This window comes from Pseudomonas azotoformans, assembly GCF_001579805.1.
Lineage (GTDB): Bacteria > Pseudomonadota > Gammaproteobacteria > Pseudomonadales > Pseudomonadaceae > Aquipseudomonas > Aquipseudomonas azotoformans_A.
Genome location: NZ_CP014546.1, coordinates 6,575,946 through 6,589,885, shown reverse-complemented (window position 1 = coordinate 6,589,885; position 13,940 = coordinate 6,575,946). Strand labels below are relative to the sequence as shown.

Here is a 13,940-nt window from a genome sequence, read left to right as displayed (position 1 = left end):
GTGACTGGCTTGTTTATTACCCTGGAAGGCCCTGAAGGCGCCGGCAAAAGCACCAACCGCGATTACCTGGCTGAGCGCTTGCGCAGCGAAGGGATCGAAGTGGTGCTGACCCGCGAGCCCGGCGGCACGCCGCTGGCCGAGCGTATCCGCGAGGTGTTGCTGGCGCCGGGTGAAGAGCAGATGAACCCGGACACCGAGCTGCTGCTGGTGTTCGCCGCCCGTGCCCAGCACCTGGCCGAGGTGATTCGCCCAGCCCTCGCGCGCGGTGCCGTGGTGATCTGCGACCGGTTCACCGATTCCACCTATGCCTACCAGGGCGGTGGTCGGGGCCTGTCCCTGGAGCGCATCGCCACGCTCGAAACCTTCGTTCAAGGCGACCTGCGTCCTGACCTGACCCTGGTCTTTGACCTGCCGGTGGAAGTGGGCCTGGCCCGCGCCAGCGCCCGTGGTCGCCTGGATCGTTTCGAGCTGGAAGGCCAGGCCTTCTTTGACGCCGTACGCACCGCGTTCCTCAAGCGCGCTGCGGTCGAGCCTGCGCGCTACTATTTGCTGGACGCCGCCCAACCGCTGGCCCAGGTGCAACACGCCATCGACGCGCTGTTGCCGACACTGCTGGAGCGCGCCCGTGGCTGAAGCCTACCCGTGGCAGGACAGTCTGTGGCAACAACTGGCTGGCCGAGCCCAGCACGCCCACGCCTACCTGTTGCATGGGCCGGTTGGGATCGGCAAGCGTGACCTGGCCGAGCGCCTCATGGCCAGCCTGCTGTGCCAGCGCCCGGTCAACCTGGAAGCCTGCGGCGAGTGCAAGTCCTGCCTGTTGCTCAAGGCTGGCAGCCACCCGGACAACTACGTGCTGGAGCCCGAGGAAGCCGACAAGGCGATCAAGGTCGACCAGGTGCGCGACCTCGTCAGCTTCGTGGTGCAGACCGCGCAGATGGGCGGGCGCAAGGTTGTGTTGATCGAGCCGGTGGAGGCGATGAACATCAACGCCGCCAACGCCTTGCTCAAGAGCCTGGAAGAGCCGTCCGGCGATACCGTGTTGTTGCTGGTCAGTCACCAGTCCAGCCGTTTGTTGCCGACCATCCGCAGCCGTTGCGTGCAGCAGGCGTGCCCACTGCCGAGCGAGGCCATGAGCCTGGAATGGCTCGCGCAGGCGTTGCCGGAGTGCAGCGCGGATGAACGGGTCGAACTGCTGACCCTGGCGGCCGGCTCCCCCTTGGCGGCGGTGAAGCTGCACGCCCAGGGCGTGCGTGAGCAACGCGCGCTGGTGGTGGAGGGCGTGAAGAAACTCATCAAGCAGGAAGTCTCCGCCACCCAGCTGGCCGAAACTGCCTGGAAGGACATTCCTCTGTTGTTGCTGTTCGATTGGTTCTGCGACTGGTCAAGCCTGATCCTGCGCTACCAGCTGACCCAGGATGAAAATGGCCTGGGCCTGCCGGACATGCGCAAAGTGGTGCAGTACCTGGCGCAGAAAAGTGCCCAGGACAAAGTGCTGACGATCCAGGACTGGATCCTCGCCCAGCGCCAGAAGGTGCTCGGCAAGGCCAACCTTAACCGCGTGCTGTTGCTTGAGGCGCTGCTGGTGCAATGGGTCGGCTTGCTTGGCCGCCGTTAATTTCCGTGGCCGACAGGTGTATCGTCGGCCAGACACTTTTCGTGATTTAAGTTGTAGATCCCTATGCTCGTAGATTCCCATTGCCACCTCGACCGCCTCGACCTGGCGCAGCACGGCGGTTCCCTGGATGCTGCCCTCGAAGCTGCACGCCAGCGCGGGGTAGGGCACTTCCTGTGCATCGGCGTCAGCGCCGAAAACGCAGCCGATGTCAAAGCCCTGGCTGATCGCTACGCCGATGTGGATTGCTCGGTGGGCATTCATCCGCTGGACCTCAAGCCCGGTGAAGCCCCAGCGCTTGATTGGCTGCTGACTGAACTCAATCACCCACGCGTGGTGGCTATCGGCGAAACCGGCCTGGATTACCACTACGAGCCCGAAGCGGCGCAGGTGCAGCAGGCTTCGTTCCGCCTGCACCTGCAAGCCGCCCAGCAGACCGGCAAACCAGTGATCGTCCATACCCGTGGCGCTCGCGCCGACACCCTGACCCTGCTGCGCGAAGCCGCGCTGCCCCAGGCCGGCGTGTTGCATTGCTTCACTGAAGATTGGGATATGGCCAAGGCGGCCCTGGACCTGGGGTTCTACATCTCCCTGTCGGGCATCGTCACCTTCCGCAACGCCGACGCCCTGCGTGACGTCGCACGCCAGGTGCCAGCCGACCGCCTGCTGGTGGAAACCGACTCGCCGTACCTGGCGCCCATCCCCCATCGCGGCAAGCCGAACCTGCCCGAATATGTGCGCGATGTGGCGGATTACCTGGCGATGCTGCGCGGCGAGTCCTACGAGCGGTTTGCCGAGCAGACCACCGAGAACTTCAAGCGCCTGTTTCCGTTGGCTCACGTCGCTGGCTGACGCGGCCAAATCCCAGGCAAAAAAAACCCGGGTTCTGGGGGGTGAATCCGGGCTAAGACCATTAGGAGTAAAACAAGGGTACGCGGTCCGTTGGTACCCAGGTCGGCGCGTCACTTGGGGGAGATGTCACGCCGACAGTTCAAGTATTGATCAGTATCCGATTCAGTCCAGTCGCGACTGGTCGTTTTTTAAACAGATTTGGAATACGCGCGCTTCCCTTGAGTTCTCATTGGGCGGGCGCACGACGGCAGTTGTTGCGTATTATTTCTGACTGAGATCCATGAAAACGTTGGCGCACTGAAAGTAAAGTGCGTTTCGGGTTCACATAGGCATTGCCCAGCGACCGTTCAGTCGGGATAATCCCTCGCACCGGGTAAATCGTATCGCCGCGTATCCGTGGCCCTGCGTAACCCTCCCTATTTTGACCTTTGCAGACTTCTTCCTCATGCACAAAGAACCCCGTAAGGTCCGTGAGTTTCGCCGCCGTGAGCAGGAAATTCTCGACACCGCACTCAAACTGTTCCTCGAACAGGGTGAAGACAGCGTCACCGTCGAGATGATCGCGGATGCCGTGGGTATCGGCAAAGGCACGATCTACAAGCACTTCAAGTCCAAGGCCGAGATCTATCTGCGCCTGATGCTCGACTACGAGCGTGACTTGAACGAGCTGCTGCATTCGGCCGATGTGGACAAGGACAAGGAAGCGCTGTCCCGCGCCTACTTCGAGTTCCGCATGCGCGACCCGCAGCGCTATCGCCTGTTCGACCGCCTGGAAGAGAAGGTGGTCAAGGGCCATCAGGTGCCGGAGATGGTCGAGGAACTGCACAAGATCCGTGCGTCGAACTTCGAACGCCTGACCCTGTTGATCAAGGGCCGCATCAGCGAAGGCAAGCTGGAAGACGTGCCGCCGTATTTCCACTATTGCGCGGCCTGGGCGTTGGTGCACGGCGCCGTGGCGCTGTATCACTCACCGTTCTGGAGCAATGTGCTGGAAGATCAGGAAGGGTTCTTCCAGTTCCTGATGGACATCGGCGTGCGCATGGGCAACAAGCGCAAGCACAGTACCGAGCAGCCGCCGCTGGAATCGCCTTCCACGTAATGATTTGCTGCCACGCGTAGTACCCCAGGAATATACTCAGGCAAGGACTCTTGCTAAAAGCTGATTTATCAGTCAGCTTTTAGCGCGCCCGAATCATCCTCTGCCGGAGTGATCCATGATCGTTGATCGTCAAGGCAGGCGTTTTCGCAATTTGCGGATCAGCCTGACCTCAGCCTGCAATTACGCGTGTACCTACTGCGTGCCCAACGGCAAGCGGCTGGTGGCTGCCCAGGACGAACTCTCCGCCGAGGCCATGGCCCGTGGCGTGGCTTATCTGATCGAGGCCGCCGGCATCGACCGCCTGCGCATCACCGGCGGCGAACCGCTGGTCAGCCCCAAGCTGGAAGCCTTCATGGGCGCCGTCGGGCAGATGGGCCTCAGTGACATCAGCCTGACCACCAATGGCCAACTGCTGGCGCGCAAACTGCCGCTGCTGGTGGACGCCGGGATCAAGCGCATCAACGTCTCCCTCGATACCCTGGATGCGGACGCCTTCCGCAGCATCGCCCGTGGCGGCGACCTGGCCACCGTGCTCGACGGCATGGACCAGGCCCGCGCCGCCGGAATCAAGATCAAGGTCAACATGGTGCCATTGCGCGGCCAGAACCTCGACCAGGTGATGCCGCTGCTTGAGTACTGCCTGGAGCGGGGTTATGAACTGCGCTTTATCGAGTTGATGCGCATGGGCCACCTGGCCAAGGACTCCAACGCGTTTCTGCAGCAGTTTGTCAGCCTGCAACAACTGCTCGGCCTGATCGGCGAACAGCATGAGTACCTGCAAGCCAGTGCGCCCATTGACGCGACGGCGGTGCGTTATGAAATACCCGGCAAGGGCTATTTCGGAGTCATTGCCAACGAAAGCGTGCCGTTCTGCCGGACCTGCTCGCGGTTGCGGTTGTCGTCCACGGGTTGGTTACATGGTTGCCTGTCGTCGAGTAACCGCCACTATGTCGGCGACCTGTTGGACAAACCCCGCCATCAAGCGTTGCCGGCGCTGCAGGGCCTGTTGATGAAGGCGTTGGGCGACAAACAGGAAGTCGCCTTCTCCGGTGGCGCGACCATCATGAAGATTATTGGCGGCTGAGGCCGAGCTGCAAGCTGCAAGCTACAAGCTACAAGCTACAAGCTACAAGCTACAAGCTACAAGCTTGAGGCTTGAGGCTTGCAGCTGCTCCCCTGGCCCAGAACCTGCATCTCACGCCCATTCGCCGGTTTTCCGTCACCGGCTTCTGGAGGATTAGGATGCGTAGTCTGGTTTTGTTGCTGGCGTCGTTGACGCTGAGTGGTTGCATGACCGTCAGCGATATGGCCGAAGGCACCCGCTATCAGATGAGCGATGCCGGTTTGCTGGATCACAGCGATACCCGTCGCACCGCCTCGGTTCGCATACAACCGGACTCATTCGTGTTTATCGCCCAAGGCGCCTTTGTGCCGCCGGGCAGCGCTTATCCGCGTCCAAACGTGGTGGCCGAGGAAGCCTTCAATGGTTTCATCGAGTATTTCCCCATGGTGCGTCGCGCCCGTCAGCCGGAAGGTCTGGAGCAGGCAATGTCCGAAGCCCGTGCGGCCGGCGCTCACTACCTGCTGTACTGCCGTTTCGCCAAGGCTGATGACCGTATCGGCAATGCCGATGAATGGGCGGATCAGGAAGCCCTCGACCGTGTCGGGTTGGACAGCGGCGTCATCCAGATCATGTTGATCGAGACCAGCACCCAGTATTTGATTGATACTGCACGTATTCGCAGTCGTGGCGGTTTACTGACGTTCCACGACAACAAGCCAGAAGATCTGATTGCCCGCCCGCTGCGCCAGTACGCTCGCAGTCTGCTGGGCATGAGTGATCAATAAGCACCAGGAGAACCCCATGACCGATTCCGCCAAGGCCAACGATCTGTTGGCCCAACTGCCCAAAGGCAAGGGACCGGCGCCGGTACATCTGTGGAACCCGGACTTCTGCGGCAACATCGACATGCGCATCGCCCGCGACGGTACCTGGTTCTACCAGGGCACACCGATCGGACGTAAGCCGATGGTCAAGCTGTTCTCCAACATCATCCGCCGCGATGGCGATGATTACTTCCTGGTCACTCCCGTGGAAAAGGTCGGCATCAGCGTCGATGATGCGCCGTTCGTGGCGGTAACGCTGGAGGTCGAAGGGCAGGGCGAAGGCCAGTTGCTGCGCTTTACCACCAACGTGGACGATCAGATCGAAGCGGGCCTTGAACACCCCTTGCGGGTGGTGATCGACCCAATCACCCAGGAACCTGCGCCCTATCTGCGGGTGCGCACCAACCTCGAAGCCCTGGTGCACCGCAACGCGTTCTACCAATTGGTGGAGCTGGCGGTGAGCCGTCCGATCAACGGTCAGAACTGGCTGGGCGTCTGGAGCGGCGGCGAGTTTTTCCGAATCGGCCTGGAACCCTGAGGCCGATTTTTTCATCTCCCTGAAATAATTCGCTTGCTGCAAACGGCCGCTTTCGGTTATCAATTTGTACATGATTAGACATGTTCGATTTGATAAGAAAAAACGCGTCGTCGACGAGCTCATCCGCCGTATCGAGGGTGGGGTGATGGCCGACGGTTTCCTGCTGCCGGGCGAGCACCAACTGGCCGAAGAGTTTGCGGTCAGCCGTGGCACCCTGCGCGAAGCCCTCGCCGAGCTCAAGCGACGTAACTACATCGCGACCCAGAGCGGCGTCGGCTCCATCGTCACCTTTGACGGCATGGTGCTCGACCAACGCAGCGGTTGGGCCCAGGCCCTGGCTGACACAGGCGCGCGAGTGAACACCGACATCCTGCGCCTGGAAGCGGTGACCCGTCCCGACCTGTTCAGCCGTTTCGGCAGCGACCAATTCATTGCCCTTGATCGCCGTCGCCGCACCACCGACGGCACGGCGGTCTCGCTGGAACGCTCGTTTATGCCCGCATCTGGAGGCCTGGAAAGCCTGCCTAAAGTCGGCCTGATCGATAATTCCCTGACCATCACCCTGGCCGCCTACGGTTACGTCGGCGCCGAAGGTGACCAATGGATCGGCGCCGAACCCCTCAGTGACGAAGACGCCGAACTGCTCGGCCGCCCTGCGGGCACGGTGTTTCTCAAGGCCTCACGGACCACCTACGACCGCCGTGAGCGTTTCATGGAGCATGTCGAAAGCTTGCTCGACCCGCTGCACTTTCGCTTGCACCTCCAGTTTGGAAACCCGAAATGACCCCGCACACTCGCGCCCTCGGCGCTTTCTACGGCTTGGCGTTGGGCGATGCCCTGGGCATGCCGACCCAGTCCTTGAGCCGCGAGCAGGTCCGCGCGCGTTTCGGTGCCATCACTGGCCCTGGAAGACGCCGACGCCGATCAGCCGATTGCGCCGAACATGCCCGCCGGGTCCATCACCGATGACACCGAGCAGGCGATTCTGGTGGGCGAGTTGCTGGTGGAAGGGCAGGGCGTGATCGAGCCGACGGTGCTCGCCCAGCGTTTGATTGACTGGGAAGCGGTGATGCGCGCCAAGGGCTCGCAGGATTTGCTCGGCCCGTCCACCAAGCGTGCGATCGACATGATTCTCGCCGGTCACACTCCTGAAGAGTCCGGTCGTTATGGCACCACCAACGGCGCTGCGATGCGCATCACTCCGGTGGGGATCGCCGCCGATGTCAGCGACCCGGCGCGGTTTATCCAGGCGGTGATCCAGGCCTGTCAGGTCACCCATAACACCACCCTGGGGATTTCCAGCGCGGCGGCGGTGGCGGCGGTGGTCTCGGCCGGCATCAACGGCGTGGACCTGGGCGAAGCACTGAACATCGGCACCCAGATTGCCCAGCAAGCGGAAGGGCACGGTCACTGGATTGCCGGCGGGCGTATTTCCACGCGCATCAGCTGGGCGCGCACCTTGAGCGTCGGCAGCGGCGACAAAGCCCTGTTCGCCGACCTGCTGTACGAATTGATCGGCACTTCCGTCGCGTCCCAGGAGTCGGTGGTGGTCTCGTTCGCCCTGGCCCAGCAAGTGGCGGTGGGCGAGTTGAACGCCTTCGAAGCACTGTGTCTGGCCGCCAGCCTTGGCGGCGACACTGACACCATTGCCGCCATTCTCGGCGCCATGCTGGGCGCGTGCCTGGGCCTGCAGTGCTGGCCTGAGGCGATGATCGAACAGGTCAAGCAGGTCAATGGCCTGGAGTTGCAGCCGCTGGTTCAAGAGCTGTTGAAAATGCGCTGAGTCAGGACGACCGGAAACACGATTCGCTTTCTACCCCTGCCACAACCACAACAATACAGGCACCAGGAGCACCCCCTCATGAGCAGCACCTCTTCCGGCCAAAGTGCCGGGCAATTGGAAACACGCGGCATCGAACCGGTCCCTGAAGGCGAGTGCAACGGGCACCCGCTGCAACTGTTCTGGGTGTGGTTCGCCGCCAACATCAGCATCCTCGGCTTGCCGCTCGGCGCCACGTTGGTGGCGTTTCGCGGCCTGGCGATCTGGCAGGCGATTATCGTCGCGATCCTCGGCGCTGCCGGTTCGTTCGCGGTGGTGGGCATCATCTCCATCGCCGGTCGTCGTGGTCGTGCGCCGAGCCTGACGCTGTCCCGCGCCATCTTCGGCGTGCGTGGCAATATCGGGCCGACGCTGGTGTCGCTGATGTCGCGCCTGGGCTGGGAAACGGTCAACACCACCACCGCTGCCTTTGTGCTGCTGTCGTTGTGCTCGATCCTGTTCGGTTCGCCGGTCGAGGCGAAAAGCGCCCCGGTGCTGACCCTGATCTTTATCGCGATCTTCGTGTTGCTGACCCTGTCGGTTTCCGGCCTGGGCCACGCCACGTTGCTGGTGATTCAGAAGTGGGCCACGTATGTGTTTGGCGCCCTGAACATTCTGGTCGGCGGCTTCCTCTGCGCCACCATCGATTGGAGCGCGGTGTTCAACGCGACCCCGGCGCCGTTGAGCGCGATGATCATCGGTGTCGGTACCATGGCTGCCGGTACGGGTATCGGTTGGGCGAATGCCGGTGCCGACATGTCGCGCTACCAGCACCGCAGCGTCACGGCTGTGCGCCTGGTGGCCTCAGCCGCGTTTGGCGCGGGCATTCCGCTGGTGTTGCTGATCACCCTTGGCGGCCTGCTGTCGGTGGGCAATAACGACCTGGCCTCGGCCACCGACCCGATCGTCGCGATCCGCGACATGCTGCCGACCTGGATGGCGGTGCCGTACCTGATCACCGCGTTTGGTGGCCTGCTGTTGTCCAACAACCTGTCGGTGTACTCGGCGGGCCTGACCACGCTGACGCTGGGGCTGAAGGTCAAGCGCGTGCATGCGGTAATCGTCGACATCGTGGCGATCTTCGCCGGCTCGATCTACTTCATGTTGATCGCCGACAGCTTCTACGGCCCGTTCATCACCTTCATCTCGTTGCTGGCCGTGCCGATTACGGCGTGGGTCGGCATCTTCGTGGTTGACCTGATCCACCGTCACTACTACAGCCCCAAGGACCTGCTGGACGTGAGCCCAAGCAGCGCCTACTGGTATCGCGGCGGTGTGGAATGGCGTGCGTTCGGCGCCTGGGCGGTGGCGATCGTGCTGGGCTTCAGCTTCACCACCATCGGCACCACCGCCGAAAATATCTGGTTCGCCGGGCCTTTGTCCGACTCCTGGCTGGGCCACAATGGTCTGGGCTGGATTGTCACCTTCGTGGTGGCCGGCGGGATTTATGCAGTACTGGGTGGCGCAGCTGACCGTCGCCCGGCTTTGGTAGAGCGTCCTAATGTCTAGATTGCTGCACACAGGCCAAGTCATCGTCGATCTGGTCATGGCCCTCGATACCTTGCCTGCCACCGGCGGCGATGTGCTGGCGCAATCGGCCAGCTTTGAGGCCGGAGGGGGCTTTAATGTGATGGCGGCCGCGCGGCGCAATGGGTTGCCGGTGGTTTACCTCGGCCGTCATGGCAATGGGCGCTTTGGTGACCTGGCCCGTGCGGCAATGCAGGCCGAAGGGGTCGAAATGGCCCAGGCGCCCAGCACCGATAAAGACACGGGTTTGTGTGTATCGCTGACCGAGGCCACCACCGAGCGCACGTTCATTTCCCATCTCGGCGCTGAAGGTGACTTGAGTGCCGAGGACCTGGCGCGCGTGGTCCCGCAACCGGACGATTACGTGTATGTCAGCGGCTATAGCCTGTTGCTGGACGGCAAGGCGCAGGCATTGCTCGACTGGCTGCTGGCGCTGCCGCGAGCGATCACCGTGGTGTTCGATCCGGGCCCGTTGGTCAAGGCGCCGGATTCCGCGCTGATGGTGGCGTTGCTACCGCGTATCGATATCTGGACCAGTAATGGGCCCGAAGCCCTGGCATTCACCGGAGCGGGTGCGGTGGCGGATGCGCTGGTCGATCTCAATCGTCACCTGCCCGTGGATGCCTTGCTGGTGGTGCGGGATGGACCGAATGGTTGCTGGGTCAGCCGCAATGGCCAGGCGCAGCATGTGCCGGGGTTCAAGGTAAAGGCGGTGGACAGCAATGGCGCGGGGGATGCGCATGCGGGGGTGTTTATTGCGGGGTTGGCTGATGGCCTGACACCGGCTCAAGCGGCACGTCGTGCCAATGCGGCAGCGGCGTTGGCGGTGACACGCTGGGGGCCAGCAACCTCACCCGGCACTGCCGAGGTAGATGCTCTACTCGCTGGCTGAATGCGGACAAAACTGTGGGAGCGGGCTTGCTCGCGAAGGCGGAGTGTCAGGCAAAGATTTGCCACTGATCCACCGCATTCGCGAGCAAGCCCGCTCCCACATTTAGTTTTGTATGAGGGCTGCTAGAGCGTTTCAGATTCCAACTTACGCGCCTCATCCACCCCCGACGCCGTCAGCTTGATCGGCAGATTCAACGCGTACTCACCCGCCGCGTCAGTGGTCACATGCCCATCCTTGATCAACCCACGGTCCTGCAGGAACGCCAAGACACTGGCCACCTCTTTTTCGCCGCGGTAGTTATCCAGCACCTCCTTGCCCAGTCCTTGCGGATGGGCGTGCAGCAGGCGGGTAAGGACTTCTTTCTCAAGGTTTCTATCGACGTTCATGCGTACCTCTTCACTGGGAAATGATCGGGTGTTCGTCTAGCGTTCGATGGATCAAGGCGCAGGTTGTTTCGGCGCACCTGGGACGTTGGAGTCATCGCCCTTGTTGATGTTGGGCTGGTTGATGGCCGGCCCCATTTTACCGTTACCGACGGCAGCCGGCGCTTGGCGCTGGGTGTCATTGCCCTGGGTGCGCGGGTCGGCGCCGGGCTGGATGACCGCGCCACCGTTGGTGTCCATGCCGGTACCCATGGATTTCTGCGACTCAGTGGTGGCATTCGGCGTTGGATCGGTTGGCCCGGTGGTCGAGCTGGCAGCAAAGGCGCTCAGCGACGCAGCAGACAACAGGCCCGTGAGGGCGAGGGCAGCAAACTTGGAATTTTTCATGAGGGTGTCTCCATATGATTAATGTCCTTACCCTCTATTGGTCAGCCCGACCTTGGTGTTCGTGCCTGGGTGGCGACGAACGGTCTTAGCTCACCTGTAAGATTTTGTGTGACGAGGCCCGCCGCCAGACCAGCCTGGCGACGCTGATCAACCAATTGATCAACGCCACTGCCGTCACACTCAGCAGCAGCGATTGCAGGCCATATTCGACGATGATCCGCCCGGCCAGCAGCGGGAAACCGAATACCCCGACGAAGTACCCAAGGCTGAACAGCAGCAACGCCTGGGACGTGGTGCCGACGGGCGCTTCATTGGCCACGAGCCCGTTGATCACCGAGTACGTCAGCCCATAACCCACACCCAGGGTGATGGCCGCGAGCAGGTAGCTGAAGGTCCCCGACACCGTGAAGCCGAACATCAACACCGACACCAGCATCAGCCCCGACAGTACGCACGCTGAGCGATAGGCATCCCGCTTGACGACAAGCCCGGCAATCAACAAACGGCTGGTGATCGCTGCGCTCAGGAAACCCACGAAAAATAGCGAATAGTCCAGGGAATGCGCCGCTGCATAGCTGGTCTGGAACGAGGACAACCCGCCGAACACACAACCGCCCAGGCCCGACCATGATGATCGCGAACACAGCCTTCGATGACAGCACCTGGCGGGTGGCACGCCAGGAGATTTTTGCCACTGCTGCGTCTTGCTTGAGATGAGCACCCAGTCGCCAGAACATCACCACACCGACAAGGCTGGCGCAGGCCGCGATGTAGAACGCGCTGGTCAGCGGCAGCCCCAACGCGCTCGCCGCGCGGCCGAGCAAGGGGCCGGCACCGATCCCGCTCATCATGCTGCCGGACAACAACGCAAAGTACTTCGCCCGCTGTTGCGGTTCTACCAGCAGGGCCACGATGATCGGCCCCAAGGTATAGAACACCCCCCAACCGAGGCCCAGAGCCAGGCCAAACCCCATCAAGCCCTGGCCGAACCCAGGCATCAGTGCAAAACCCAGGCACGCCACCACCAACAGCAGGCCCATTCCCGCAATCGCCCGCGCCGCGCCCAGCGCATCAGCCAGATGCCCGGAGACCACCACCGCCACAAAGGTGCTGAGCATTGCCATGGAGATCACACTGCCTGCATCGTGCTCGTTGCCGCCGCGCGTATGAATCAGCAACGACAACAGAAAGGTCGAGCCGTAAGACAGCGACAATAGAAAACTGGCAAGGCAAAACAGGGCGAACAACGGCGTGCTCACTGCAGATTTGGAATGCATGGGATGGCCTGGAAGTCATTGGCGTTATGCCGGACGTTTTACCATGCACCGCTTGGCCGATTGTTGTGGGGTTGCTGGTGCCAGCGTTACCTGTGGGCGGAGTAAGGGCACGTGGTGAAATTGCACTGCAATCCGTCACGAAAGCGCCTTAGTATGTGTGCTTTGAAATTGCCAAGGCTCGCCCATGACCATCGAGATTCGCCCCGCCGTGCCCAGCGATGCTGCGCAGATCCTGACGTTTATCACCGAGCTTGCCGAGTACGAGAAGGCCCGGCACGAAGTGATCGCCAGCGTGGTGGACATCGAGCGCAGCCTGTTCAGCGAGGGCGCCACCGCCCATGGCCTGATCTGCTTGCGCGACGGCTTGCCGATTGGTTTTGCAGTGTTCTTCTTCAGCTATTCCACCTGGTTGGGCAGCAACTGCCTGTATCTGGAAGACCTTTACATCAACCCGGAACAGCGCGGTGGCGGGGCGGGCAAGAAGCTGCTGCGCCACTTGGCGAAGATCGCCTTTGATAACGGTTGCGGGCGCTTCGAGTGGAGTGTGCTGGACTGGAACGAACCGGCGATTGCCTTCTACAAATCCATCGGCGCCCAGCCCCAGGAAGAGTGGGTGCGCTATCGCATGGAAGGCGACGCACTGCGCGACTTCGCCCTCGGCTGATGGAGAAGGCCCTACAAATAACCGGCGACGATTCGCCGGTTTTTTTGTTTTTATGCTCACTATATGGGACGCAAATTTATATATTGAGATATTTCAAATGATGGGTTTATAGTCGGCTGCATCAGCACTCACTACCAAAAATAAAACAGGTGAAGCGATGCAGGCACAACCCTTGTCACTCCCCGCCGTGCCCGAGCCCACCTACGGCGACCGGCTCAAAGGCAAAGTGGTGATCATCACCGGCGCCGCCCAAGGCATTGGCGAGGCGATCGTCGCGTGTTTCCAGGCGCAGCAGGCGCGGTTGATCATTGCGGATATCCAGGGCGAAAAAGTCGAAAAGGTCGCCGCCCACTGGCGTGAACGCTGCGCCGACGTCTACGCGCAGGCCGTCGACATCACCTCGAAAGATCAATGGCAGGCGCTGGTCAACCTGGCCATCGAGCGCTTCGGCCGGGTGGATGTGCTGGTCAACTGCGCCGGGGTCAATGTGTTCCGCGACCCGCTGGAAATGACCGACGAAGACTGGCGCCGCTGCTTCGCCATCGACCTCGACGGTGCCTGGTTCGGCTGCCGCGCGGTGTTGCCGCACATGATCGAGCAGGGCATCGGCAACATCATCAACATTGCGTCCACCCATTCCAGCCACATCATCCCCGGCTGCTTTCCCTATCCCGTGGCCAAGCACGGCCTGCTTGGCCTGACCCGCGCCCTCGGCATCGAATACGCGCCCAAAGGCATCCGCGTGAACGCCATCGCGCCGGGCTACATCGAAACCCAGCTCAACGTCGACTACTGGAATGGGTTCCCCGACCCCCACGCCGAGCGTCAGCGCGCGTTCGACCTGCACCCGCCCAAGCGCATCGGCCAGCCGGTGGAGGTGGCGATGTCGGCACTGTTCCTGGCGACTGACGAGGCCCCTTTTATCAATGCAACCTGCCTGATGATCGATGGCGGGCGTTCTGTGATGTACCACGACTAAAGCGTTTTCCAATAACAAGAAGGA

14 protein-coding genes and 2 pseudogenes are annotated in these 13,940 nt (G+C 61.8%); 13 read left to right on the top strand and 3 right to left on the bottom strand.

The window, feature by feature from the left end; translation table 11 throughout:
• The 11 genes and pseudogenes from tmk (at position 1) to AYR47_RS30250 (ending at position 10,226) form a co-directional block, all read left to right on the top strand.
• The gene (tmk, locus tag AYR47_RS30300; RefSeq protein WP_061449288.1) at positions 1 to 633 is read left to right on the top strand and encodes a dTMP kinase; all 633 of its coding nucleotides are present in this window, start codon (positions 1 to 3) and stop codon (positions 631 to 633) included.
• A complete protein-coding gene (locus AYR47_RS30295; RefSeq protein ID WP_038847785.1) occupies positions 626 to 1,615 on the top strand; it encodes a DNA polymerase III subunit delta' in 990 nt (329 codons plus the stop codon). The genes tmk and AYR47_RS30295 overlap by 8 nt, the downstream gene beginning before the upstream one ends.
• Positions 1,616 to 1,678: 63 nt before the next feature.
• The gene (locus AYR47_RS30290; protein ID WP_033901262.1) at positions 1,679 to 2,464 is read left to right on the top strand and encodes a TatD family hydrolase; all 786 of its coding nucleotides are present in this window, start codon (positions 1,679 to 1,681) and stop codon (positions 2,462 to 2,464) included.
• Between the two features lie 445 nt (positions 2,465 to 2,909).
• On the top strand, positions 2,910 to 3,563 hold the full coding sequence (locus AYR47_RS30285) for a TetR/AcrR family transcriptional regulator (RefSeq protein ID WP_016979740.1): 654 nt from the start codon (positions 2,910 to 2,912) through the stop codon (positions 3,561 to 3,563).
• 115 nt (positions 3,564 to 3,678) lie between these two features.
• The gene (locus AYR47_RS30280; RefSeq protein ID WP_033901261.1) at positions 3,679 to 4,647 is read left to right on the top strand and encodes a GTP 3',8-cyclase MoaA; all 969 of its coding nucleotides are present in this window, start codon (positions 3,679 to 3,681) and stop codon (positions 4,645 to 4,647) included.
• A 158-nt stretch (positions 4,648 to 4,805) separates the two neighbouring features.
• Complete coding sequence (locus AYR47_RS30275; protein WP_033901260.1) at positions 4,806 to 5,411, top strand: DUF4823 domain-containing protein; 606 nt, start codon at positions 4,806 to 4,808, stop codon at positions 5,409 to 5,411.
• Between the two features lie 16 nt (positions 5,412 to 5,427).
• Entirely contained in the window at positions 5,428 to 5,988 is a 561-nt protein-coding gene (locus tag AYR47_RS30270; RefSeq protein WP_033901259.1) for a DUF1285 domain-containing protein, read from the top strand.
• Between the two features lie 70 nt (positions 5,989 to 6,058).
• Positions 6,059 to 6,772 carry a GntR family transcriptional regulator gene (locus tag AYR47_RS30265; RefSeq protein ID WP_061449287.1) on the top strand — a complete coding sequence of 238 codons (714 nt, stop codon included), beginning with the start codon at positions 6,059 to 6,061 and terminating at the stop codon, positions 6,770 to 6,772.
• Positions 6,769 to 7,771, top strand: a pseudogene (locus tag AYR47_RS30260) (ADP-ribosylglycohydrolase family protein). The gene AYR47_RS30265 and the pseudogene AYR47_RS30260 overlap by 4 nt, the downstream one beginning before the upstream one ends.
• Before the next feature lie 78 nt (positions 7,772 to 7,849).
• Entirely contained in the window at positions 7,850 to 9,316 is a 1,467-nt protein-coding gene (locus AYR47_RS30255; protein WP_033901256.1) for a purine-cytosine permease family protein, read from the top strand.
• Positions 9,309 to 10,226 (top strand): PfkB family carbohydrate kinase, encoded by a 918-nt coding sequence (locus tag AYR47_RS30250; RefSeq protein ID WP_061449286.1) that lies wholly within the window; start codon positions 9,309 to 9,311, stop codon positions 10,224 to 10,226. Before AYR47_RS30255 ends, AYR47_RS30250 begins: the two co-directional genes overlap by 8 nt.
• A gap of 122 nt (positions 10,227 to 10,348) precedes the next feature.
• Here AYR47_RS30250 and AYR47_RS30245 read toward each other — a convergent pair whose 3' ends face one another.
• The 3 genes and pseudogenes from AYR47_RS30245 to AYR47_RS30235 form a co-directional block, all read right to left on the bottom strand.
• Positions 10,349 to 10,612 carry a hypothetical protein gene (locus AYR47_RS30245; protein ID WP_033901254.1) on the bottom strand — a complete coding sequence of 88 codons (264 nt, stop codon included), beginning with the start codon at positions 10,610 to 10,612 and terminating at the stop codon, positions 10,349 to 10,351.
• Between the two features lie 51 nt (positions 10,613 to 10,663).
• Positions 10,664 to 10,996, bottom strand: coding sequence for a hypothetical protein (locus AYR47_RS30240; protein ID WP_061449285.1), 333 nt, complete (start codon positions 10,994 to 10,996; stop codon positions 10,664 to 10,666).
• An 85-nt stretch (positions 10,997 to 11,081) separates the two neighbouring features.
• Positions 11,082 to 12,273 (bottom strand): annotated as a pseudogene (locus tag AYR47_RS30235) (MFS transporter).
• 184 nt (positions 12,274 to 12,457) lie between these two features.
• Here AYR47_RS30235 and AYR47_RS30230 point away from each other — a divergent pair.
• Both AYR47_RS30230 and AYR47_RS30225 read left to right on the top strand, forming a co-directional pair.
• Positions 12,458 to 12,937 (top strand): GNAT family N-acetyltransferase, encoded by a 480-nt coding sequence (locus AYR47_RS30230; protein ID WP_010208407.1) that lies wholly within the window; start codon positions 12,458 to 12,460, stop codon positions 12,935 to 12,937.
• A 157-nt stretch (positions 12,938 to 13,094) separates the two neighbouring features.
• Positions 13,095 to 13,916, top strand: a complete 822-nt coding sequence (locus AYR47_RS30225) for an SDR family oxidoreductase (RefSeq protein WP_061449284.1) — start codon at positions 13,095 to 13,097, stop codon at positions 13,914 to 13,916.
• Positions 13,917 to 13,940 lie beyond the last annotated feature (24 nt).

Coding starts and splice junctions, on each gene's coding strand:
- AYR47_RS30290 (WP_033901262.1), top strand. CDS start 1,679: ATGCTCGTAGATTCCCATTGCCACCTCGACCGCCTCGACCTGGCGCAG.
- AYR47_RS30285 (WP_016979740.1), top strand. CDS start 2,910: ATGCACAAAGAACCCCGTAAGGTCCGTGAGTTTCGCCGCCGTGAGCAG.
- AYR47_RS30280 (WP_033901261.1), top strand. CDS start 3,679: ATGATCGTTGATCGTCAAGGCAGGCGTTTTCGCAATTTGCGGATCAGC.
- AYR47_RS30275 (WP_033901260.1), top strand. CDS start 4,806: ATGCGTAGTCTGGTTTTGTTGCTGGCGTCGTTGACGCTGAGTGGTTGC.
- AYR47_RS30270 (WP_033901259.1), top strand. CDS start 5,428: ATGACCGATTCCGCCAAGGCCAACGATCTGTTGGCCCAACTGCCCAAA.
- AYR47_RS30265 (WP_061449287.1), top strand. CDS start 6,059: ATGATTAGACATGTTCGATTTGATAAGAAAAAACGCGTCGTCGACGAG.
- AYR47_RS30255 (WP_033901256.1), top strand. CDS start 7,850: ATGAGCAGCACCTCTTCCGGCCAAAGTGCCGGGCAATTGGAAACACGC.
- AYR47_RS30250 (WP_061449286.1), top strand. CDS start 9,309: ATGTCTAGATTGCTGCACACAGGCCAAGTCATCGTCGATCTGGTCATG.
- AYR47_RS30245 (WP_033901254.1), bottom strand. CDS start 10,612: ATGAACGTCGATAGAAACCTTGAGAAAGAAGTCCTTACCCGCCTGCTG.
- AYR47_RS30240 (WP_061449285.1), bottom strand. CDS start 10,996: ATGAAAAATTCCAAGTTTGCTGCCCTCGCCCTCACGGGCCTGTTGTCT.
- AYR47_RS30230 (WP_010208407.1), top strand. CDS start 12,458: ATGACCATCGAGATTCGCCCCGCCGTGCCCAGCGATGCTGCGCAGATC.
- AYR47_RS30225 (WP_061449284.1), top strand. CDS start 13,095: ATGCAGGCACAACCCTTGTCACTCCCCGCCGTGCCCGAGCCCACCTAC.